Origin of the sequence: Hydrogenophaga intermedia (assembly GCF_000723405.1) — a bacterium.
Lineage (GTDB): Bacteria > Pseudomonadota > Gammaproteobacteria > Burkholderiales > Burkholderiaceae_C > Hydrogenophaga > Hydrogenophaga intermedia.
In genome coordinates this window covers 21,007-42,798 of record NZ_CCAE010000031.1, presented here as the reverse complement: position 1 = coordinate 42,798, position 21,792 = coordinate 21,007, and the positions used below count along the sequence as shown (strand labels likewise).

Here is a 21,792-nt window from a genome sequence, read left to right as displayed (position 1 = left end):
GCCGTGGGTTCAACCGGCCTCACGCAGCCGCAGGTAGGCCGGGCGCTCCATGCAGCGCCGCAGCCACTCGTGCATCACCGGGTGCGCGCCCAGCAGGGGCCGCGACACCCGCACCCAGTTGAGCACGCTGGCCACGCAGAGGTCGGCGATGGTGAAACGCCCCGCCGCGAGCCAGGCCTGCCCCGCCGCCTGTTGCCGCTTCAGGTGCGCCTCCAGCACGCGCAGCGGCACGGCCAGGCGCCGCTCGGACGCCAGGGCCAGCTCGGGCTTGCGGCGCTCCTCGGGCATGGCGTGCAGGTGCGCCAGCACGGTGAGTGCGTCGCGCTCCACCTCGTTGACCACCCAGAACGACCAGCGCAGGGCCTCGGCCTCCTCGCGCGCGCTGGCCGGTGCGATGCTGCGGCCGTCGGGCCGACCATGCACGCGCGCCAGGTAGAGCGCGCAGGCCATGCTCTCCCACACCACCACCTCGCCCTCGGGGCGGCGGTCGATGAGCACGGGAATGTGGCCGTTGGGGTTGAGTTCGAGGAACTCGGGCGTGCGCGTGCTGCCGTCGAGATATGGCGTGGGCACGTGCGTGAAATCCAGGTCCAGTTCGACCGCCGCCCACAGCGCCCGCACGGCACGTGAAGCGGGGATACCGTGGATGGTGAGGCTCATGGGGCAGGCACCGTCAGGCCAGCTGGTTGCACAGCGTCATGAGGTCGGGCACGGTGGTGTGAGGCACCAGCGGTGCATGGTCCCAGGGGTGCAGCTCGCGGTTGAGCCAGGCGACCTGAAGACCCGCCACCAAGGCGCCCAGCGCATCGAGCTGCGCGTCGTCACCGATGTGCAGCACCTCGCCCGGGCGCACGCCGGCCGCGCTGGCGGCGGCGTGGAAGATGCGCGCGTCGGGTTTGGCCACACCGAACTCGCGCGCGCTGATGGCCGCGCGAAAGTGCTGGCCGAGGCCGATGCGGTGCACGTCGGCGTTGCCGTTGGACAAGGCCACCACCGGGTAACGCCCGGCCAGCCATTCCAGCGCGGGCAAGGCGTCGTCGAACAGCTCCACGCGCTGGCGTTCGGCGAAGAAGACGTCGAAGGCCTCCTCGGCCAGTTCGGGTTTCTCACCGCCCTTGATGAGCACGAAGCGGATCGACTCGCGGCGCAGCGCGCTCAGGTCGTGCGACAGGTCGGGGCGCTTGATCTGCAGGTAGTGCCGCGCCTCGCGCAGCGACTGCGGGTTGGCCGCGAGGATGGCGGCGGCGGGCGCGTGCTCGCGGAACCAGGCCAGCAGCGCGGCCTCGGCGCGTTCGATGGTGGGACCGATCGGCCAGAGCGTGTCGTCGAGGTCGATGCTGATGGCGCGCACACGCGAAGGCTCCAGCGTGGTGGCGCCGGACGCGGGGTCCGTGCTCAGGGGGTCTTTCATGCTTGCGAGAGAATAGCGCATGCCCTTCGCAACCGAACCGCCCCGCCCGCATGCCCCCGCCGAGCGCACGGCGGTGATCCTTTGCAATCTGGGCACGCCCGACGAACCCACCCCCGCGGCGCTGCGCCGCTACCTCGCCGAATTCCTCGGCGACCCGCGCGTGGTCGAGATCCCGCGTCTGCTGTGGTGGCCTATCCTGTACGGCGTGATCCTGCGCGTGCGGCCCGCGAAGTCGGCCGCCAAGTACCAGAGCATCTGGATGCCCGACGGCTCGCCGCTGAAGGTGTGGACCGAGCGCCAGGCCAAGCGCCTGCTGGGCCACCTGGGTGAGCGAGGGCAATCGGTGCTGGTGCGTTACGCCATGCGCTACGGCAAACCGTCCATCGCCACGGTACTCGACGAGGTGAAAGCGCAGGGCGCCACGCGCGTGCTGGTGCTGAGCGCTTACCCGCAGTACAGCGGCACCACCACCGCGAGCGTGATCGACGCCGTGGGCGACTGGAGCGCGACGCAACGCGCGGTGCCCGAACTGCGTTTCGTCAACGGCTACCACGATGACCCGGGCTACATCGACGCGCTCGCGCGATCGGTGCGCCAGCACTGGCAGGCCAATGGCCGGGCCGACAAGCTGGTAATGAGCTTTCACGGCGTGCCCGAGCGCACCCGCACGCTGGGCGACCCGTACCACGACGAGTGCCAGGCCACGGGGCGCGCGCTCGCGCAGGCGCTGGGCCTGTCGGCTGATCAATTCCTGCTCACCTTCCAGAGCCGCTTCGGCAAGGCCAAGTGGCTGGAGCCCTACACCGAGCCCTCGCTGATCCAGCTCGCCGGCCAGGGCGTGAAGAGCGTCGACCTGATCTGCCCCGGCTTCACCAGCGACTGCATCGAGACGCTGGAGGAGATCGACATGGAGGCGCGCGCGGCCTTCCTGAAGGCCGGCGGCGAACGCTTCGCCTACATCCCCTGCCTCAACGACCGCGAGGAGTGGATCCGCGCGCTGGGCGACATCGCGCTGCGCCACTTGCAGGGCTGGCCCACGCGCGTTCAGGCTCCGGTCAGCTAGGCCTTTCTAAGCTGCACCCCACGTCCCGCCGGCCGCCCCGGTCGCGGGGCGCTGTGGGCGCGCCCGTGCGCCCGGCCCATCCTTGCCGGCGCGGGCCCGCCCCGCGCCCCTTCCCATGAAAATCACCCGAGACAACCACGATCTCGTCGGCGGCCTGTTGATGGCCGCCGCCGGCCTCTTCTTCGCCCTCTATGGGCAGCGCTACGACTTCGGCACCTCCGACCGCATGGGCCCGGGCTATTTCCCCGTGGTACTGGGCTGGACGCTCGCTGTGTTGGGCCTGCTGGTGGCCGTGCCCGCGTGGTGGCGCCGCGGCAGCGCCATCACCGTGCAATGGGGCAACCTGTTCTGGTGCGTGGCCAGCCTGCTGGCCTTCGCGCTCACGCTGCGCCTGCTGGGTGTGGTGCTGGCGTCGTTCCTGGCGGCGTTGATCTCGCTGGTGCCTTCTTCCATGGCCCTGCGCGCGCGACTCACAGTGTGCGCCGTGGTGACGCTGCTCACCACGCTGATCTTCCCCATCGGGCTGCAGATGATGCTGCCGATCTGGCCCTGGAGCCATTGAGGCGCGCGAGGACGACCACATGGAACTGCTCGGCAATCTCTGGTTGGGCCTGCAGGTCGCGGCCGACCCCATCAACCTGCTCTACTGTTTCTTCGGCGTGTTCCTCGGCACGGTGGTGGGCGTGCTGCCCGGCATCGGCGCGCTCGCGGCCATCTCGCTGCTGCTGCCCATCACGTACCACATCCCGCCCACGGCGGCGATCATCATGCTGGCCGGCGTGTACTACGGCGCGCAGTACGGTGGCTCCACGGCCTCCATCCTGCTCAACCTGCCGGGCACGCCGTCGTCGGCCGTGACCTGCCTGGACGGATACCCGATGGCGCGCAAAGGCAAGGCCGGCGTGGCGCTGTTCGTCACCACCATCGCCTCGCTCGCGGGCGCCATGTCGGGCCTGGTGCTGCTTACCCTGTTCTCCCCGGTGATCGCCGAGATCGGACTGAAGTTCGGTCCGGCGGAGTTCTGCGCCATGATGCTCCTGGGCCTGGTGGCGGCCTCGTCGGTGAGCGCCGGCTCGGCCGTGAAGGGCCTGAGCATGATGGTGCTGGGCTTGTTGCTGGGCATGGTGGGTACCGATATCAACAGCGGCGCGGCACGCTTCTCGTTCGACATCCCCGAGTTGATGGACGGCATCAACCTGGTCGCGCTGGCCATGGGCCTGTTCGGCGTGGCCGAAGTGGTGCGCTGCATCAACTCGGCCGACACCAACCGCAAGATCGAGAACATCTCGCTGCGCTCGTTGATGCCTTCCCGCGACGAGTTCAAGGCCACGGTCAAGCCCATGGCGCGCGGCTCGGCGCTGGGCGCTTCACTGGGCGCGTTGCCTGGCGTGGGGCCCTCCATCGCGGCTTTCATGGCCTACGCCATCGAGAAGAAGGTGGCCAAGGACCCGAGCCGCTTTGGCCAGGGCGCCATCGAAGGCGTCACCGCGCCCGAGTCGGCCAACAACGCGGCCGCGCAGACCGCCTTCGTGCCCTCGCTCTCTCTCGGCATTCCGGGCGACGCGGTGATGGCCGTGATGCTGGGCGCGCTGATCATCCACGGCATCCAGCCCGGGCCCATGCTCATCACCGAGCAGCCCAGCCTGTTCTGGGGATTGGTGGTGAGTTTCGCCATCGGCAACATCATGCTGGTGATCCTGAACCTGCCCACCATCGGCCTGTGGGTGGCGTTGTTGCGCATCCCCTTCGCCTGGATGTACCCGGCGATCCTGGTGTTCGTGGCGCTGGGCGTGTACAGCGTGAACAACAACACTTTCGACATCTTCATGGTGACGGTGCTGGGCATCCTCGGCTACCTGCTGATGGTGCTGCGCTTCGAACCCGCGCCGCTGTTGCTGGGCTACATCCTGGGCCCGCTGCTCGAGGAGTACCTGCGCCGCGCCCTGCTGATCTCGCGTGGCGACCCGATGGTCTTCCTGGAGCGCCCCATCAGCGCCACGTTGCTCGCACTCACGCTGGCCTTGCTGCTGTGGGCGCTGTGGTCGACGCTGCGCGGGCAGTGGCGCGCCAAGGCCTCGCTGGACCGCCTGAAAGCCGCCGATTGAGGCGGGGCTCGCCCGGTTTGCTAGCCTCGGGGCGATGAGGATCTTGCTGGTCGAAGACGACGCCGTGCTGCGCGAAGTGATGGCGCGCAGCCTGGTGCACACCGGCCACCACGTGGACTCGGCCAGCAGCGCGCAAGAGGCCGACCACTTGTGGCGCGTGCAGACCTTCGACGCCGTGCTGCTGGACCTGAACCTGCCGCAGCACCCGCGCCCCGGCAGCCCGCCGGGCAACGGCCTGGCCGTGCTGCGCGCGGCGCGCGCCCGCGGTGACCGCACGCCGGTGCTGGTGTTGACCGCACGCAACCGCACCGAGGAGCGCATCGCCGGCCTGGACAGCGGCGCCGACGACTACCTGGGCAAGCCTTTCGATCTCGCCGAGGTCGAGGCGCGGCTGCGCGCCCTGGTGCGCCGCGCCACCGGCAGCGATGACCGCACCCGCCTGGGCGCGCTCGAGCTGGACCGGCGCGCCCGCCGCTTCACCATGGCCAGTCAGCCCTTCGAGCTGCCCGCGCGCGAGTTCGCGCTGCTGTGGGAGTTGATGAGCCCGCCGGGCCACACCATCAGCAAGCGCCACCTGTCCGACAAGCTCTCCCACTTCGACGAGGCCCTGGGCGACAACGCGCTGGAGGCTTTCGTCTCGCGCCTGCGCAAGAAGCTCGCGGGCAGCGGCGCGTCCATCCGCACACTGCGCGGTTTGGGCTACCGCATGGAGGCCGATGAATGACATGAGCCCCCACGAACCGCCAGCGCCTTCTTTGCGCACGCGCCTGCTGCGCCACGTGATGCTGCCGCTGGCGCTCACCTGGCTGGCCGCCACCGCCATCACGCTGGGCGTGGCCCACCACTTCACCGAACAGGCCTTCGACCGCGCGCTGCTGGACGACGCCTACTCCATCGCCTCTCACGTTCAGGCCATGGACGACGGCGAGGTCGCGCTGCGGCTGACGCCGGGCGAGGTGACGGCCGCGCTGTTCGACGAGGCCGAGTCGGTGTTCTTCTCGGTGCTGCGGCCCGACGGCTCGCGTCTGGCGGGTGCCACGCTGCCGCCCTTCACTCCGCCCTTCGCGGGCCAGCGCTTCCGTTACGCCAACGCCTTGCACCATGGCCAGGTGGTGCGGGCCGTGGTGTTGCGCCACGACGTGAGGGGTGAGCCCTACCACGTGGTGATGGCGCACACCACGCGCGTGCGCACGGCGCTGGTGCGGCAGATGCTGGTCTATGGCGCGCTGCCGCTGCTGCTGTTGCTGGGCCTGCTCGTGGTCTGGGTGTGGCGCGGCATCACGCGCGACCTGGCGCCGCTGAGCGGGCTGCAGGCCGCGCTGGCGCACCGCGACAGCCGCGACCTCGCGCCGGTGGCCGTGCCACCGGCAACGCGCGAGGTCGAGCAGGTGGGCCAGGCCGTCAACGCCCTCTTCGAACGGCTGGACCGCAGCGTGCGCGCGCAGCGCGAGTTCGCGGGCAACGTGGCGCACGAACTGCGCACGCCGCTGGCGCGCATCCGCGCCCTGGCCGAAGACGGCCTGGCGCAGCCCGAAGTCTCCAATACGTCACAGACGCTGCAACAGATCGCCTCCAGCGCCGAGCGCGCGGGCCGCCTGGTGAACCAGTTGCTGGACCTGGCCGTTGCCGACGAGGCCGCGCTGGTGCCGCGCCGCGAACGCGTGGCCCTGGCCCCGCAGCTGGGCCAGGCCGTGCTGCGCCACCTCGACCGCGCCGACGCGCGCGGCATCGACCTGGGTGCGATCGGAATCGACGACGGCGGCAACGGACCCGTCGTGTGCGCCGATGCGGCCCTGCTCGACGGCATCCTGGACAACCTGATCGACAACGCGCTGCGCTACGGTGGCACCACGGTGAACGTGGTGTTGCGTGTGGACACCGCCGCCCGACGGGCCGAGATCGCGGTGGAAGACGACGGCCCCGGCTTGCAGCCGGCGGAGCGCGAAGCCCTGCGCGCGCGCTGGACGCAGGGGCGGGACGGGCTGCGGCTGGGCCAGGGCGCGGGCCTGGGCCTGGCCATCGTCGCACGCTACGCGCAACTGCTGGGCAGCGAGTTGCGCCTGGACGAAGCCACCTCGCAAGGCGGCCTGCGCGCCAGCGTCACGCTGCCACTGGCCTGAGGCGGCCGGGCCGCCCGCCTCAGTGCCCCGCCAGAAAGCGCTGCACCAGCTCCAGCTGATCCGGCACGTTGAGCGCGGGCGCGTGCCCGCAGCCCGGAATCGTCACCACCAGCGCGCGCGGCCCGCGGTCGCGCATGGCCTCGGCGGTTTCCACCAGCAGCAGGTCGGAGTCAGCGCCGCGCAGACACAGCACCGGCACATCAATGCTGTCGAACACCGACCACAACTCGTAGTCGTCAGGGTGGTGCTCGAACTGCTGCACCATGGCGGTGTCGTAGTGCGGCGTCACGCGGCCGTCGGGCAGGCGACGCATGGAGCTTTCGGTGAGCAGGCGCCATTGCTTGTCGGGCAGGTGGCCATACGGCTTGTAGACCTCGCGGAAGTACTGCTCCAACTCGCGCATGGTGTTGAATGCCGAGGGGCTGCCCGCGTAGCTGCGGATGCGCTGCACCGCCGCGGGCGCAAGCTGAGGGCCGATGTCGTTGAGCACCAGGCGCTCGATGCGCCCGCGCAGCGACCCGGCCGCGCACACCATGCCGATGGCCCCGCCCATGGACGTGCCCACCCAGTGGAAGCGATCCAGCGCGAGCTGATCGACCAGCGACTTCGCCAGCTTCGAATAGAAATCGAGGCAGTACTCGGCCTTCGGGTCCGGGCTCCACTGCGACAGGCCGCGCCCGATGGTGTCGGGGCAGATCACTCGCCAGCCCTGCGCGCACAGGTGCGCGGCCAGCGGGTCCATGTCGCGCCCGGTGCGGGCCAGGCCGTGCCAGGCCACCACCACCGGGCCGCCGGCCTGCGCGGGCACCCAGTCCATGAAGTGGATCTCGCGCTCCTCGCAGGTGATGTAGCGCGAACGCGGTTCGAGAGCGGCGAAGTTCATGTCGACTCCTTCGTGGCCTTGGCCAGTGCGCGCTCGCGCAGCTTGCCGACGACGCCCGTGGGGAAGTGGTAGACCGACAGCACGAACAGCAGGCCCAGCCACAGCAGCCAGCGGTCGGGCGTGAGCAGCGCGGGCAGCAGCGGCAGCCCCTCGAACAGGCCGCCGAGCCAGCGCAGCAGGTCCTGCAGGTAGCTCTGCGCCACCAGGAAGACCACGCTGCCGATGATGGCGCCGTAGAGCGTGCCCATGCCGCCGATGACCACGATGAGCAGGATGTCCAGCATGATCTCGAAGGACAGCGAGGTGTCCGGCCCGTTGTAGCGCAGCCAGAGCGCGAGCAGGCAGCCCGCGAGCGTGGCGAAGGACGCGGCGATCACGTTGGACAGCGTGCGGTACACCACCACGCGGTAGCCCAGCGCCTCGGCGCGAAAGTCGTTCTCGCGGATCGCTTGCAGCACGCGGCCGAAGGGTGAGTTCACGATGCGCAGCATCACCAGGAACATGGCCACCACGCTGGCGAACAGCAGGTAGTAGGTGATGAAGCGGTCGTTGAGTGTGACGGGGCCGAAGGGGCCTTCGAAGTCGTCCTCCATCAGCGCGAAGCCCGGCGAGAGCAGCTCGGGCAGGCGGAAGGTCAGACCGTCCTCGCCGCCGGTGATGTCCGACAGCTGCGAGGCCAGCGTGAGGAAGGCCGAGGCCACGGCCAGCGTGATCATGGCGAAGAAGATCGCTCGCACGCGCAGCGAGAACAGGCCGATGAGCAGGGACAGCAGCAGTGACAGCAGCAGCGCGCCGATCGCGCCCACCAACAGCGCCCACCAAGTCGGGCCCATGGCGTTGGCCGAGATGGCGATGCCGTAGGCGCCGATGCCGAAGAACATGGTGTGCGCAAAGCTCACGATGCCGGTGTAGCCCAGCAGCAGGTCGAAGCTGACCACCAGGGCGATGAAGATCAGCACCTTGGCCGCCACGTTGAGCGCCTTCACGCCCGGGAACAGGAAGGGCGCGAAGGCCAGGCCCAGCACCAGCAGCACCAGCAGAATGGCCAACCAGCGGCTGCGCGGGAGATCATGAGAGAGCAGACGGGACAACACGGTGCGCTCTCCTCAGCGGTTCGCGACGGGGTACACACCCTGCGGGCGCCACAGCAGGATGGCGACCATGAGCGCGATGTTGGAGAACAGCGCCACCTTGGGCATGAGGAAGCCCGTGTAGTTGGCCATCAGGCCCACCAGCAGCGCACCCACCAGCGCGCCGAGCGTGGAGCCCAGGCCGCCGATGATGATGACGATGAAGATCAGCACGTTGACCTGCGCGCCCATCTGCGGCAGCACCGTCTGCTGGTACAGGCCCCACATCACACCACCCAGGCCGGCCAGCGCGCTGCCGGCCACGAACACGCCAATGAACAGGCGCTGGATGCGGTAGCCGAGGGACTCGACCATCTCGCGGTCCTGCACGCCGGCGCGGATCAGCAGACCGACCTTGGTGCGGTTGAGCGTCCAGACCATGGCGGCGAACACCGCCAGGCCCACGCCCATGGCCAGCAGGCGGTACTTCTCGATGGAGGCGTCACCGATGATGAAGCTGCCGCGCAGGGTTTCGGGCAGCGGCAGGGCAAGCTGGCCCGGGCCCCAGATCACCTTGATCAGCTCCTCGCCGATGATCATGCCGCCCATGGTGATGAGGATCTGCTTGAGGTGCTGGCCATAGACCGGGCGCACGATGAAGCGCTCGAACACCAGGCCCACCGCGCCGGCCACCACCATGGCCGCCAGCATGGCCGGCACCAGGGCCGCGAGGTTGAGCCAGAAGCTGTCGGCGATGGCGTAGGCGTTGAGACCGCCGAACACACTGACCGCGACGAAAGCGCCCAGCGCGATGAACACGCCGTGGCCGAAGTTGAGCACGTCCATCAGGCCGAACACCAGCGTGAGGCCCGAGGCAATGATGAAGACGATGAGGCCCATGGCCAGGCCGGCCACGGTGAGCGTGAGCCAGGTGGAGCCACTGCCCACAGCGGGCAGCGCCAGCGCCGCCAGCAGAGGCACCAGGGCCACGGGCTTCCAGTCGAAGTCCTTGAGGGCCTGCCAGCGCGCGACGCTGCCGGTGGCGGGTGTGGTGATGACCGAGGTGTTCACTGATGCGCTCCGAGCGAAAGGCCGAGCAGGCGCGCCTGCAGGGCGCTGTCCTCGGCGAGTTCGGCCATGGCGCCGCTGTGCACCACGCGGCCGTCGTCCATCACGGCCACCGTGTCGCCCAACTGGCGCGCGAAGTTGAAGTTCTGCTCGACGAGCAGGATGGTGGTCTGCGCGGCCTTGAGTTCGCGAAAGGCCGCGATCATGTTCTGGATGATGGCCGGCGCGAGGCCTTTGCTGGGCTCGTCGATAAGCAGCAACTGGCGCGGCTCGACGATGGCGCGCGAGACCGCGAGCATCTGCTTCTGCCCGCCCGAGAGCTTGCCCGCGGGGTGCAGCCAGAACTTCTTCATCGCCGGGAACATGTCGAAGATCCATTCCAGGCGCTTCGTGTCCACGTCGTCGATGGTGCGCGCGCCACGCGCGGCCAGCAGCATGTTTTCCTTGACGCTGAGGTCCGAGAAGATGCCCATGCTCTCGGGCACGTAGGCCACGCCGCTTTGCGCGATGTCGGGCGTGGCCCGGGCGGTGATGTCCTGGCCCGCGAGCGTGATGCGGCCCTGGCTGGCGTGCCACAGGCCCATGACGGTGCGCAAGGTGGTCGTCTTGCCCGCGCCATTGCGGCCCAGCAGCATGGTGAGCTGGTTGGCGGGCACGCTCAGGTCCACACCGTGCAGGATGTGGTACGCGCCGATGTGGGTGTGCACACCCTCGAGCGTCAGCAGCGCATCGCTCATGCCGCCACCTCTTCCTCGGGGTTGATGCCCAGGTAGGCCTGCTGCACCACCGGAGACGCAATCACCGCCTCGGGCTCGCCATCGGCCACCAGCTCGCCGTTGTGCAGCACGATGATGCGGTCCGACAGCTCGCGCACCACGTCCATCTTGTGCTCCACCAGCAGGATGGTCTTGCTCTTGTCGGCCTTGAGGCCGCGGATGAGATTGAGGATCACCGGCACCTCGTCCACGCTCATGCCGGCGGTGGGCTCGTCGAACATGTAGACCTTGGGGTCCAGCGCCATCAGGATGCCGACCTCCAGCTTGCGCTGGTCGCCGTGCGGCAGGCTGGCCGCGCGGGCCTCGGCCTTGTCGGCCAGGGCGACGGTCTCCAGGATGCGGTCGGCCTGCTCGATCAGGTCCTTGCGGTCGCTCCAGATGCGAAAGAAGTCCATGCCCGCGCCGGCGCGCGCCTGCACCGCCATGCGCACGTTCTCGCGCACGCTGAGCTGCGGGAACAGGTTGGTGAGCTGGAAGGCGCGCCCCAGGCCCGCGCGCGTGCGCAGCGGCGCGCTCAGGTTCGTGAGCTCGCGCCCGTCCAGCGTGACCGTGCCGGCGCTGGCCTTGATCTGGCCCGAGATCAGGTTGAAGTAGGTCGTCTTGCCCGCGCCATTGGGGCCGACGATGGCGGTGAGCGTGCCCGGCGCGAACGCGCAGGAGACAGCATTCACCGCCACGTGCCCGCCGAAGCGGACCGTGAGGTTCGAGGTTTGCAGCATGGGGGTTCGTGCGCCCGCCGGGCGCACGCCAGGTTCAGCGCTTGTTGCGGATGGGGATGTTCATGTCCCCAGGCTTGATCTCACGCACGAGTTCAGGCACACCCCAGGCGAAGGCCGGGTCGGCCTTGATCCTGAAGTGGTACATGCTCTGCATGGCCTGGTGGTCTTCCTTGCGGAAGGTCATGGTGCCCTTGGGCGTGTCGAAGCTCATGCCCTCCATGGTCTGGATGAGCTTGTTGGTGTTGGTGTCGCCGTTGGTTTTCTTGAGCGCGGTCACCACGGCCATCGCGGCGCTGAAGCCACCGGCGGTGAAGAAGTCCGGCGGCGCCTTGAACTGCTTGTAGTGCTCCGACACCATGGCATCATTGATCGGGTTCTTGGGGATGCCGAAGTAGTAGTACAGCGCGCCTTCCATGCCCGGGAACTGCTTGTAGGCCACCATGGCCGGCAGGATGTTGCCGCCCGTGGCGAGCTTGATGCCGTAGCGCTTGTCCAGCTCCATCTCGGCGATCTTGGCGAAGGGCGTGGGCGCGCCCGACCACACGACAGAGATGTACTTGTTGCCCGGCTGGTCCTTGAGCTTGTCGACCAGGCGCAGCAGGCCGGCGGTGAAGTCCGTCGTGCCCACGGGCAGGTACTCCTCGTGCACGATCTTGGCCTTGGTGGTGAAGTCCTTGGCGGCCTTCACTGCGTCGCGGCCGAAGGCGTTGTCGTTGGCGAGCACGCCGATCACGTTGTTCGGGTTGTCCAGCGCCACGGCGTTGGCGGCGGCGTCCTGGCTGCTGTTGCGGCCGGTGCGGAAGATGTACTTGTTCCACTTGTCGCCGGTGATGGAGTCGGCCACGGCAGGCTCCACCAGCAGGATCTTGCGGTACTCCTCGGCCACCGGCAGCATGGCCAGCGCCACGGGCGAGGCGGTGGGGCCGATGGCGAGGTCGACCTTGTCGTCGGCGTAGGCGGCGGCCAGCAGGCTCTTGCCCACGTCGGGCTTGCCCTGGTCGTCCTTCTCGATCACCACGATCTTCTTGCCGGCCACCGTCATGGTGCCGCCCGTGGCGTAGTTCAAGCCCATCATCAGGCCCGTGTGGGTCTGCTTGGCATAGGCCTCCAGCGGGCCGGTCTTGCTGTGGATGTGGGCGATGCGGATCTCGCCCTTGTTGGCTTGGGCAAAACCCAGGGTGGCCGTGCAGGCCAGGGCGATCACCGCCAGGCGGCGGGTGGTGTCGAACATGCTTGTCTCCTGATGGTTGCTGGCACAGCGCGGTGCGCCGTGCGCTTGTGGTGCACATGTCGTGCCAGCTTTTCCAAGCTTTGATTTCAAAGGGATTTTTTGAATTCCCCCCGTCAATCGTCTGAATATCAGACAGCCGAATGACGTTGAAGTGACGGAATTTCAGACGGTTGTCTGGAATTCAGGCAATCCTTCCATGGCAGCCAGCCGGTCGTACAGGCTGGCCCGCGAGATGCCCAGCAGCTTGGCCGCCGCGCTGCGGTTGCCGCCGGTGCGCGCCAGCGCATCGGCAATCGCGCGGCGCTCCAGTTCGGCCACCTGCTCGGCCAGCGGGCGAAGGTCGGGCCCGGCCGGGGTAGCGGCGGCCGGCGCTGCACGCACCGGCGCCAGCGCGGGCAGGCCTGCTTCCCGCAGCACCTCGTCCACCTGCGCGGGGTCGATCAGCGGCGAATCGGTGCGAAGCGCGAGTTGCTCCAGCACATTGCGCAACTCGCGGATGTTGCCGCGCCAGGGCTGGGCCGCGAGCAGCGCCTGGGCCTCGGCGCCGAACTCCAGTTGCGGCCCGCCGCCGCGCGCGGCGATGTCTTCGCACAGCGCTTCGATCAGCAGGGGCACGTCGCTCTGGCGTTCGCGCAGCGGCGGCACGCGGATGGGCAGCACGTTGAGGCGGTAGTACAGATCCTCGCGGAAGCGCCCTTCCCTCACCATCAGCGGCAGGTCGCGCGAAGTGGCGGCCACCACACGCACGTCGAAAGGCACGAGCTGGTTCGAGCCCAGGGGCTCGATCTCGCCTTCCTGCAGCGCGCGCAGCAGCTTCACCTGCATGGCCATGGGCATGTCGCCCAGTTCATCGAGGAACAGCGTGCCGCCGTCGGCGAGCTTGAACTTGCCGTCGCGGCCCTTCTTGTCGGCGCCGGTGTAGGCACCGGGCGCGACGCCGAAGAACTCGGCCTCGAGCAGGGTCTCGGGCACGGCGGCCATGTTCACGCTGACGAAGGGCCGGCCCGCGCGCGGCGAGGCGGCGTGGATGGCGTGCGCGAGCAGTTCCTTGCCGGTGCCGGTTTCGCCCAGCAGCAGCACGGGACTGCTGGACTGCGCCGCGCGACGCGCCTGGCGCTTGACCTCCACCGCCGCCGCGCTGGTGCCGACGAAGCTGGCGAAGGTGTACTTGCTGCGCCGCTGGTGGGCGAGTTCGCGGCGCGCGTCGTGCAGGTCCTGCTCGAGCCGCGCGAACTTGGTGATGAGGGGCTGTAGCGTGGTTTCGGGGTGATCGAAGAGCACGATGCCGAGCACGCCGAGGACGTCGCCCGCCTCGTCGCGCAAGGGGATGCGCGTGACGACGAAGGTACCGGCGCGGTTGGTGAGCAGGTCGATGAGGATGGGTTTGCCGGTTTCCAGCACGCGGTGCATCTGGGTGTTCTGCACCACGTTGCTGACGGGCTGTCCGACGAAGTCTTCCTCGCGGTCGAAGCCGAGGGCGGGCAGGAAGCGGCGGTACTGGTCGTTGATCCAGACGACGCGGGCGTGCCGGTCCACCAGGAGCATGCCTTCGCTGGCGTTGGCGAAGAGGTCGAACATGGAGCGCGCGGCGAGCTCCAGGATGCTCTGCGCGTCGCGGGGCAGGCGGTCGTCGCGGGTCATGCTCTGGATGGTACCCGGGTGGGGTATGTTTTTTTCTCGACCGGGGAGGTCTCTTCTCCGGGGGGGCGGGAGTTCGGCGGGTTTTCTCCGGTTGCTCCGGTCGTCGGCGACCGGGTGTCCGGCTCCGCGACTGTCCCCCGGATCGGAGCGCTGGCGCGCTCCGATCCTCCGCCTTTATGTCGCTACGCCGGACACCCGATCACCGACGACCTCGTTGGCACTCGGTCTGTTGGCGCGCCAAGGGGCCTGTTGCTCGGGGACGCTGGGTGCACTGCGCAGCGAAATAAAGGAGGAGGACGGCGCAGCCGTCCGGGGGACATTCGCGGAGCAGTGCACCCAGCGGCCGCGAGCAAGCGCGAGGTCTCCGCGTGAAAACGTCCGCCAACAAAAGCCTCAGGCCAAAGCCCGCCTCTGCCGACGCGCCAACAGCCGAGGCACCACCAACACCCCCACCACCGCGATCAGCAACACCAGCGACATCGGCCGCTGCACGAAGATCAGCCAGTTGCCCTCGCCGATCGACAGCGCGTTGCGCAGTTGCGCCTCCGCCAGCGGCCCCAGGATCAGGCCCACGATCACCGGCGCGGCCGGGAAATCGAAGCGGCGCATCAGCACACCCAGCAGGCCGATCGCCAGCATCAGGTACAGATCGAACGCGCTCTGGCGCATGCCGTACACGCCCACCGTCGCGAAGATCAGGATGCCCGCGTAGAGCTGCGGGCGCGGAATCTTCAGCAGCTTCACCCACAGGCCCACCAGCGGCAGGTTCAGCACCAGCAGCATCACGTTGCCAATGTAGAGCGAGGCGATGAGCGCCCACACCAGGGCCGACGAGGTCTGGAAGAGCTGCGGCCCCGCATTGATGCCGTAGTTCTGCAACGCCGAGAGAAGGATCGCCGCCGTCACCGAGGTGGGGATGCCCAACGTCAGCAGGGGCACCAGCGTGGCCGTGACGGCCGCGTTGTTGGCGGCCTCTGGCCCGGCCACGCCTTCGATGGCGCCGGTGGTGCCGAAGCTGGCCTTTTCCTCGTCCTTGGCGAGCTTGCGTTCGGTGGCGTAGCTCAGGAAGGTGGGGATCTCGGAACCTCCCGCGGGAATGGTGCCGAAGGGAAAGCCGATCGCCGTGCCGCGCAGCCAGGCCGGCCAGGAGCGTCGCCACTCGTTGCGCGTCATGTGCACCTTGGTCAGGCGGTTCATCGACGACTGCATGCGGCCCTCGTAGAGCGCGTTGTAGAGCGCTTCGCTGACGGCAAAGAGGCCCACCGCCACCAGCACCACTTCCACCCCGTCCATGAACTCCAGGATGCCCGCGGTGTAGCGCACCTGCGCGCTGATCTGGTCGATGCCGACGAGGCCAAACGAGAGGCCGAGAAAGAGCGCGGTGAGGCCGCGCAGCGCACTCTGGCCCAGCACCGCGCTCACCGTGGTGAAGGCCAGCAGCATGAGGCAGAAGTACTCCGGCGGCCCCAGGCGCACGGCGTATTCCGCCAGCACGGGCGCGAAGAAGGTGACCAGCACGGTGCCGATGGTGCCGGCCACGAAGGAGCCGATGGCCGCCGTGGCCAGCGCCGCACCCGCGCGACCGTTCTTGGCCATCTTGAAGCCCTCGAGCGCGGTCACCATGGTGCCCGTCTCGCCGGGCGTGTTGAGCAGGATCGACGTGGTCGAGCCGCCGTACATGGCGCCGTAGTAGATGCCGGCGAAGAAAATCATCGAGGCCGTGGGCTCCACCTGACCGGTGATGGGCAACAGCATGGCCACCGTGACGGCAGGCCCCAGGCCCGGCAGCACGCCGATGGCGGTGCCCAGCGCGCAGCCGGCCAGCGCCCACAACAGGTTGATGGGCGTGGCGGCCGTGGCGAAGCCGCCCATGAGTTGCGTGAGGATGTCGCCCATATCAGATCCAGCCGCTGGCGCTGATGCCGGGCAGATTGACCGCGAGCACCTTGGTGAACACCCAGAACACCGGTGCCGAGATCAGCACGCCGGTGACCACATCGACGAAGGTGGTGCGCGCGCCACCGCCCGCACGGCCTTCACTCAAACGAAGACCGCGCACGGCCAGCGCGTAGCAGAGGGTGCAGCTCAGCACGAAGCCGATGGTGGTGATGAGCGCGGCGTTGGCAATGACGCCGCTCGCCACCCAGGCCAGCGCGCGCCAGTCGCCGCGCTCGGCGCCCGAGGGCGCTTCCACGTCGCGCCAGCCGCCATGCAGCGCCTGCCACAGCAACAGAGCGCCGCACACGGCCATGGCCACGCACATCACCCAGGGCAGGACGTTCGGCCCCACGCCCGAGTAGCCGGTGGACGCGGGAAGCTGCCAGGCGCCCACGGCCAGCACCACGGCCACGCCGAGTGCGCCCAGGCCGATGGCCACCTGGCCCGCGTTCACCGGCGGGGGATGCTGCACGTCACTCATGAGCGGCTCAGACCATGCCGGCGCGAACCATGGTCGCGCGCAGGCTGGAGAAGTCGCGGTCCACGAACTCCTCGAACGCCTTGCCGGTCAGCAGCGCGGGCGTCCAGTTGTTCTTCTTCACCGATTCCGCCCAGGACTTGCTCTGCGTGGCCTTGACGACCATGGCCACCAGCGCGTCGCGCTGCGCGGGAGTGATGCCGGCCGCGCCATACACGCCGCGCCAGTTGCCGATCACCACGTCGATGCCCTGCTCCTTCAGCGTAGGTACGTTGATGCCGTCCAGGCGCTTGTCCGAGGTGACGGCGATGGCGCGCATCTTGCCGCTCTCGATGTAGGGCTGGAACTCGCTGTAGCCGCTGCCGCCGATGGTGACGTTGCCCCCCAGAATGGCCGCGACCGCCTCACCGCCCCCACGGAAGGGCACGTAGTTGATCTTGGCGGCCGGCACGCCCACGGCCTGCGCGATCTGCGCGGCCGCGATGTGCTCGGTGGCGCCGCGCGAGCCGCCGCCCCACTTCACGCTGCCCGGGTCCTTCTTGAGCTGCTCGACCACGTCCTTCATGGTCTTGAGCGGCGAATCGGCCGGCAGCACGAAGACGTTGTATTCCGTGGTGAGGCGCGCCACGGGCGTGACCTGGGTGATGGACACGGGTGGCTTGCCGGTGATGATGCCGCCGAGCATCACGGCGCCCATCACCATCAGGGCATTCGGGTCGCCCTTGCTGGCGTTGAAGAACTGGGCCAGGCCGATGGCGCCGGCCGCGCCGCCCTTGTTCTCGTACGTCACCGACGAGGCCACGCCTGCATCACGCAGGGCGTCGCCGAGGGCACGACCGGTGCCGTCCCAACCGCCGCCGGGGTTGGCGGGGATCATCATCTTGATGTTGGCGGCGGCCCATGCCGCATTGGGCAGGGCACCGGCGGCGGCGAGGGCGGCCAGGGATTTGAGGAAGGTGTCGCGGCGCATGGTCTTGTCTCCGTGGTTGTGGAATCGACGCCGCGAATGGTCGGGCCGGGGGCTGTCAGTTGGCTGTCGGGCGCACTGGGAGAAACCCTGAGCGCGCCAACAGGAATCCGGCTCCCCTTGATTGGGGTCAGATTCCATTTATTCGCCGAGCGAAGGGAATTCCGGTTTTCTTTGGCCAGCCCATCCGCCACTGGGGTCGATGGTGTGGGTGTCCGGGCGCAGGCCCCATTCGCGCTTGCCACAGAGGGGGCGCTCAAACCACGGCGGTGACGCCAGCCCAGTCCGAGCGCCCGGACGCCTCTGCGCGAGCGTGGGCCGGAGAACGGGCACCCGCACCAGCGGCCCTCGCGAAGCAGGGGCCAGGAGCCCCCCACCCTCGCAAGCAAGCAAGCAAGCAACAGATCAAGCCTCCAAGTCAGCCCCGCACAACATAATTCTCCACCCATGAAGCTGCTGCTCGTCGAAGACAACACCACCATGCAGGCCACGCTGAGCCGCGCCTTCGAGCGGCGTGGCATCCAGGTGGTGACCTGCGACGACGGCGAGCGCGCGCTGGCGGTGTGGCGCGACACGCAGCCCGACGCGGTGCTGCTCGACCTGTCGCTGCCCGGCAAGGACGGTCTGGAGGTGCTGGCGCAAGCGCGAAGCAGCGGCCTCAAGACGCCGGTGATCATCCTCACCGCGCGCGGCACGGTGGGCGATCGCATCCTGGGCCTGAACACCGGCGCCGACGACTACCTGCCCAAGCCCTTCGACCTGGACGAGCTGGAGGCCCGCGTGCGCGCCCTGGTGCGCCGCGCGGGCGACGCCGAGGCCGCGCCCGCCACCGCCTGGTGCGGCATGGCCGTGGACCGCGAGAGCGGCGCCGTGTACCACCTGGGCCAGCCCCTCGAACTGCCGCCGCGCGAGCTCGCCCTGCTGCGTGCGGTGCTCGCGCGCCCGGGCCACGCCATCGCCAAGGAGCGCCTGTTCGAACTCGTCTTCCCCGGTGAGCACGACGTGCAGCCCGAGGCCATCGAGGTGGTGGCCTACCGCCTGCGCAAGAAGATCGCACACACCGGCGCGCAGCTCGTCACGCTGCGCGGCCTGGGCTACCTCATCAAGGCCAACCCATGAAGCCGCGCGCGCTCTCGCTGCGCCGCACGCTGCTGCTGGGCATCCTGCTCCCGGTGTTCGGCTACGTGGTGTTCAACACCGTGGTGCTCTACCGCCAGGCCCTGGCGGCCGCCGACACGGCCTACGACCGCACGCTGCTGGCCACGGCCAAATCGCTGGGCGAGCAACTGCAGGTCACCGCGCAGAACGGCGAGGTTCACGTGCAGGCCACCGTGCTGTACTCCGCGCTGGAGGCCTTCGAGGCCGACAACCGCAGCCGGCTCTTCTACCGCGTGAGCGGCTTCCAGGGCGAGATGGTCTCGGGCTTCGCGGACATGCCGCCGCCGCGACGCGACGCGCCCTCGGACAACATCTACGCCGCACTGGTGAGCTTCTACGACGACCGCTACCGCGACGTGCCGGTGCGCATGGCCGTGCTGCTTCAACCGGTGGCGGGCGTGCAGGGCCAGGGCATGGCCACCATCCAGGTGGCCGAGACGCTGGAGCTGCGCGAAACCCTGGCGCGCCAGATCCTGGTGGACACGCTGTGGCGCCAGGCCGCGCTGCTGGCGGTGATCGCCTTCGTGGTGGTGCTGGTGGTGCAGCGCGCCACGCGGCCGGTGCGTGACATCAGCCGCGCGCTTGCCTCGCGCAGCGAGAACGACCTGTCACCCCTGCCCGCGCAGGACGCCCCGCGCGAGCTGCTGCCCCTGCTGGACGCGACCAACCAGCACATGCAGCGGCTGTCGCAACTGCTGGAGCACCAGAAACGCTTCGTGCGCGACACCTCGCACCAGTTGCGCACGCCACTGGCGGTGTTGAAGACGCAGTTGCAGTCGGCCCGGCGCGGCGACGTGGAGCCGCGCCAGGCGCTCGACGAGATCGCGCACACCGTGGACCGCGCCACCGAGCTGGCCAACCAGATGCTGGCGCTGGCCAAGGTGGAGCAGTTGCGCCAGGACCGCGACGTGCCCGTGAGCGACTGGGCCGCCGTGGTGCGCGCGGTGGCGCTCGATCTGTCGGCGCTCATCGCCGACAGATCGCTGGATTTCTCGCTGGACGTGAACGAGGCGGCACCGGTGCGGGCGCACGAGTGGGCGCTGCGCGAGCTCACGCGCAACCTGCTGCACAACGCGATCAAGCATTCGCCACCGGGCGGTGCGCTGCGGGTGGGCCTGTTGCGCGACGCGCGCACCGCCGCACTGATCGTGCGCGACAGCGGACCTGGCATCGCCTCCGCGCTTCGCGAGCGCCTGTTCCAGCCCTTCGCCACCGACCACCGCGCCGGCCCCAGCCTCTCCGGCTCGGGCCTCGGGCTTGCCATTTGCCGGGAGGTGGTGCAATCGCTGGGCGGACAGATCGAACTGGACAACCGCATGGACAGCGGCAGCGTGCGCGGACTCGACGCGACGGTGCGCCTGCCCTTGGCCTCCACCACAACGACATGACGACGACCAAGACCGAACCCGAGCGCGTGCGCCTGGACAAGTGGCTGTGGGCCGCGCGCTTCTTCAAGACCCGTGCCTTGAGCGCCGAGGCGATCGACAAAGGGCGCGTGAACGTCAACGGGCAGGCGGCCAAGGCCTCGCGCGAGCCACGCGTGGGCGACACCGTCGAGTTCCGCCAGGGCAACGACCTGCGCACCGTGGTCGTGCGTGGATTGAGTTCGGTGCGCGGGCCGGCACCGGTGGCGCAACAGCTCTATGAGGAAACGCCCGAATCGGTGGCGCGCCGGCTGGCCAGCGCGGAGCAGCGGCGCCTGGCGCCCGAGCCCGCCCTGAGCCAGACCCAGGGGCGCCCCACCAAGCGCGACCGGCGCACGCTCAAGGACTGGGGAAACCGTTGGAGCGCGTCGCTGGACGACGGCGATGCGAACTGAGCGCTCCCTACTGGAGCACCCGGCGGACGCCATTGACGGCCGCCAGCGCGGTGGCCGGCGCCGCGTCCGGGCGCCCGGCCTGTGCGTCGGCGCTGGGCAGGGGCAAGCTCAGCAACATTGCCAGGTGTTCGGCCTGCGTGTGGCACTGCTGCGCGGCCTCGATGTGTCCCTGCCCGGCCAGGCAGTCTCCGAGCAAGCGGAGCGTGTGGACCCGCGCCCCGTGCTCGTCGAGCCGTTGCTGAATGTCCAGGGCCTGACGCAACAGTGGCTCCGCGCTGGCGAAGCGGCGCAGCCGCACGTCGACCCATGCCTTGGCCGACAAGGTGGCGCTCAGTTGCCGGATGTCGCCGCAAGCCTGCTGGATGTCTTGCGCCTTCGTGAGAGCGGCCAGCCCACCGTCCACATCGCCCTGGGCGATCCGCGCCAGACCGAGGTGGTACTCGACGTAGGCGAGGCCTGGCGTCTCGACGGACTCCTGCAGCAAGCCCCGCGCCCGTTCGAGCAGGGGCATGGCGCCTGCGGCCTCGCCTCGCGCCACCATGAGGCCGCCCAGGTTGCACAGCGCGGCGGCGAGGGTGCGGCCGTCATGAGGCGGCAGCGCGGCGCAGGCCGCGATGACGCCTTCATAGGCTTTCGCCGCCTGCTCGAAGTCCCCTTGCTGCTCGTGCAGCACGCCAATGTGCAGCTCGGTGCTCGCCAGGCCCGAACGGTCGCCCAGGCTTTCACGCAACTCACGTGCCTGCTCCAGTGACGCAGCCGCGGCCTCGTGGGCACCCGCGTCGGCGTGCAACACGCCGAGGTTGTGCAAGGAGGCCGCCAGGCCTTCGTTGTCGCCCAGTTCGTGCCGAATCTCCAACGCCCGCTCTTGGCATTGCATGGCCTGTGCCCGTTGCCCGATTTCCCGGTGGGAAACCGCCTTGTTGTTGAGCACCGTGCCCAGGTCCTTGAGAGCGCCGCAGCGGCGCAGACAGGCCAGCGCCTGGTCGAATGCATGGAGCGCGGCCTGGTGGTCACCCATGTGCTGATGGAGTTCGGCCAGCCGCTCCCAGCCCACTGCCGCGCCATGGCAGTCCTTCAGACTTTCACGGAGGCGGATCGCGGCCCGATAGGCCTGATGCGCACCGGCGTGGTCACGCAGCAGGAAGCTGAGATACCCGATGCTCAGATGGCAACGCGCCTGATCCGCCAGGCGATGGTGCGCGACGTGGAGCCCCAGCGCTTGCCTCTGCAGCGCCAGGGCCTTGGCGCAGGCGCCCGCTTCGAACTCTTGGCTGGCCGCTTCTTCGAGGGCGGCGGCGGATGGGTCGGCTTCGGGGGTCGGCGCGGTGTCGGTCATGTGCGGCGG

The 21,792-nt window shown here is 69.2% G+C and carries 21 protein-coding genes; 8 read left to right on the top strand and 13 right to left on the bottom strand.

Features of this window, described 5'->3' with window-relative positions; all coding sequences use genetic code 11:
* Positions 1 to 9: 9 nt before the first annotated feature.
* The gene (locus BN948_RS16655; protein ID WP_009518332.1) at positions 10 to 660 is read right to left on the bottom strand and encodes a glutathione S-transferase family protein; all 651 of its coding nucleotides are present in this window, start codon (positions 658 to 660) and stop codon (positions 10 to 12) included.
* Positions 661 to 673: 13 nt separating this feature from the next.
* On the bottom strand, positions 674 to 1,411 hold the full coding sequence (locus BN948_RS16650) for an HAD family hydrolase (protein ID WP_009518331.1): 738 nt from the start codon (positions 1,409 to 1,411) through the stop codon (positions 674 to 676).
* 19 nt (positions 1,412 to 1,430) lie between these two features.
* Between BN948_RS16650 and hemH the strand changes: the two genes are divergently transcribed.
* From hemH to BN948_RS16625, 5 genes are all read left to right on the top strand, one after another.
* Positions 1,431 to 2,474, top strand: coding sequence for a ferrochelatase (gene hemH, locus BN948_RS16645; protein ID WP_009518330.1), 1,044 nt, complete (start codon positions 1,431 to 1,433; stop codon positions 2,472 to 2,474).
* A gap of 115 nt (positions 2,475 to 2,589) precedes the next feature.
* Positions 2,590 to 3,036, top strand: a complete 447-nt coding sequence (locus BN948_RS16640) for a tripartite tricarboxylate transporter TctB family protein (RefSeq protein WP_009518329.1) — start codon at positions 2,590 to 2,592, stop codon at positions 3,034 to 3,036.
* A 19-nt stretch (positions 3,037 to 3,055) separates the two neighbouring features.
* Entirely contained in the window at positions 3,056 to 4,579 is a 1,524-nt protein-coding gene (locus tag BN948_RS16635) for a tripartite tricarboxylate transporter permease (protein WP_009518328.1), read from the top strand.
* Between the two features lie 34 nt (positions 4,580 to 4,613).
* Positions 4,614 to 5,303 carry a response regulator transcription factor gene (locus BN948_RS16630; protein WP_009518327.1) on the top strand — a complete coding sequence of 230 codons (690 nt, stop codon included), beginning with the start codon at positions 4,614 to 4,616 and terminating at the stop codon, positions 5,301 to 5,303.
* A 1-nt stretch (position 5,304) separates the two neighbouring features.
* Positions 5,305 to 6,699, top strand: a complete 1,395-nt coding sequence (locus BN948_RS16625; protein ID WP_035622636.1) for a sensor histidine kinase — start codon at positions 5,305 to 5,307, stop codon at positions 6,697 to 6,699.
* Positions 6,700 to 6,718: 19 nt separating this feature from the next.
* On the opposite strand, the gene BN948_RS16620 is transcribed toward BN948_RS16625, so the two are convergent.
* The 10 genes from BN948_RS16620 to BN948_RS16575 form a co-directional block, all read right to left on the bottom strand.
* Positions 6,719 to 7,582, bottom strand: coding sequence for an alpha/beta fold hydrolase (locus BN948_RS16620; protein ID WP_009518325.1), 864 nt, complete (start codon positions 7,580 to 7,582; stop codon positions 6,719 to 6,721).
* Positions 7,579 to 8,676 (bottom strand): branched-chain amino acid ABC transporter permease, encoded by a 1,098-nt coding sequence (locus BN948_RS16615; RefSeq protein WP_035622634.1) that lies wholly within the window; start codon positions 8,674 to 8,676, stop codon positions 7,579 to 7,581. Before BN948_RS16615 ends, BN948_RS16620 begins: the two co-directional genes overlap by 4 nt.
* 12 nt (positions 8,677 to 8,688) lie before the next feature.
* Positions 8,689 to 9,708: a branched-chain amino acid ABC transporter permease gene (locus BN948_RS16610; RefSeq protein WP_050980660.1), complete on the bottom strand. Its 1,020-nt coding sequence runs from the start codon at positions 9,706 to 9,708 to the stop codon at positions 8,689 to 8,691.
* 11 nt (positions 9,709 to 9,719) lie between these two features.
* Positions 9,720 to 10,457: an ABC transporter ATP-binding protein gene (locus tag BN948_RS16605; RefSeq protein ID WP_009518322.1), complete on the bottom strand. Its 738-nt coding sequence runs from the start codon at positions 10,455 to 10,457 to the stop codon at positions 9,720 to 9,722.
* Positions 10,454 to 11,215, bottom strand: coding sequence for an ABC transporter ATP-binding protein (locus BN948_RS16600; protein ID WP_009518321.1), 762 nt, complete (start codon positions 11,213 to 11,215; stop codon positions 10,454 to 10,456). The genes BN948_RS16605 and BN948_RS16600 overlap by 4 nt, the downstream gene beginning before the upstream one ends.
* A gap of 34 nt (positions 11,216 to 11,249) precedes the next feature.
* The gene (locus BN948_RS16595) at positions 11,250 to 12,446 is read right to left on the bottom strand and encodes a substrate-binding domain-containing protein (protein WP_009518320.1); all 1,197 of its coding nucleotides are present in this window, start codon (positions 12,444 to 12,446) and stop codon (positions 11,250 to 11,252) included.
* A 162-nt stretch (positions 12,447 to 12,608) separates the two neighbouring features.
* A complete protein-coding gene (locus BN948_RS16590) occupies positions 12,609 to 14,087 on the bottom strand; it encodes a sigma-54 interaction domain-containing protein (RefSeq protein WP_009518318.1) in 1,479 nt (492 codons plus the stop codon).
* Positions 14,088 to 14,480: 393 nt separating this feature from the next.
* Complete coding sequence (locus BN948_RS16585; RefSeq protein WP_009520128.1) at positions 14,481 to 15,983, bottom strand: tripartite tricarboxylate transporter permease; 1,503 nt, start codon at positions 15,981 to 15,983, stop codon at positions 14,481 to 14,483.
* A 1-nt stretch (position 15,984) separates the two neighbouring features.
* Positions 15,985 to 16,506, bottom strand: a complete 522-nt coding sequence (locus BN948_RS16580; RefSeq protein ID WP_009520127.1) for a tripartite tricarboxylate transporter TctB family protein — start codon at positions 16,504 to 16,506, stop codon at positions 15,985 to 15,987.
* A gap of 7 nt (positions 16,507 to 16,513) precedes the next feature.
* On the bottom strand, positions 16,514 to 17,473 hold the full coding sequence (locus tag BN948_RS16575; protein ID WP_009520125.1) for a Bug family tripartite tricarboxylate transporter substrate binding protein: 960 nt from the start codon (positions 17,471 to 17,473) through the stop codon (positions 16,514 to 16,516).
* A 444-nt stretch (positions 17,474 to 17,917) separates the two neighbouring features.
* Between BN948_RS16575 and BN948_RS16570 the strand changes: the two genes are divergently transcribed.
* The 3 genes from BN948_RS16570 to BN948_RS16560 are packed head-to-tail and all read left to right on the top strand — an operon-like array spanning position 17,918 to position 20,447.
* On the top strand, positions 17,918 to 18,589 hold the full coding sequence (locus BN948_RS16570) for a response regulator transcription factor (RefSeq protein WP_009520124.1): 672 nt from the start codon (positions 17,918 to 17,920) through the stop codon (positions 18,587 to 18,589).
* Positions 18,586 to 20,016 (top strand): sensor histidine kinase, encoded by a 1,431-nt coding sequence (locus BN948_RS16565; protein WP_009520123.1) that lies wholly within the window; start codon positions 18,586 to 18,588, stop codon positions 20,014 to 20,016. Before BN948_RS16570 ends, BN948_RS16565 begins: the two co-directional genes overlap by 4 nt.
* Complete coding sequence (locus BN948_RS16560; RefSeq protein ID WP_009520122.1) at positions 20,013 to 20,447, top strand: RNA-binding S4 domain-containing protein; 435 nt, start codon at positions 20,013 to 20,015, stop codon at positions 20,445 to 20,447. Before BN948_RS16565 ends, BN948_RS16560 begins: the two co-directional genes overlap by 4 nt.
* Positions 20,448 to 20,454: 7 nt before the next feature.
* Here BN948_RS16560 and BN948_RS16555 read toward each other — a convergent pair whose 3' ends face one another.
* Positions 20,455 to 21,783 carry a tetratricopeptide repeat protein gene (locus BN948_RS16555; protein ID WP_009520121.1) on the bottom strand — a complete coding sequence of 443 codons (1,329 nt, stop codon included), beginning with the start codon at positions 21,781 to 21,783 and terminating at the stop codon, positions 20,455 to 20,457.
* Between the last annotated feature and the right edge of the window lie 9 nt (positions 21,784 to 21,792).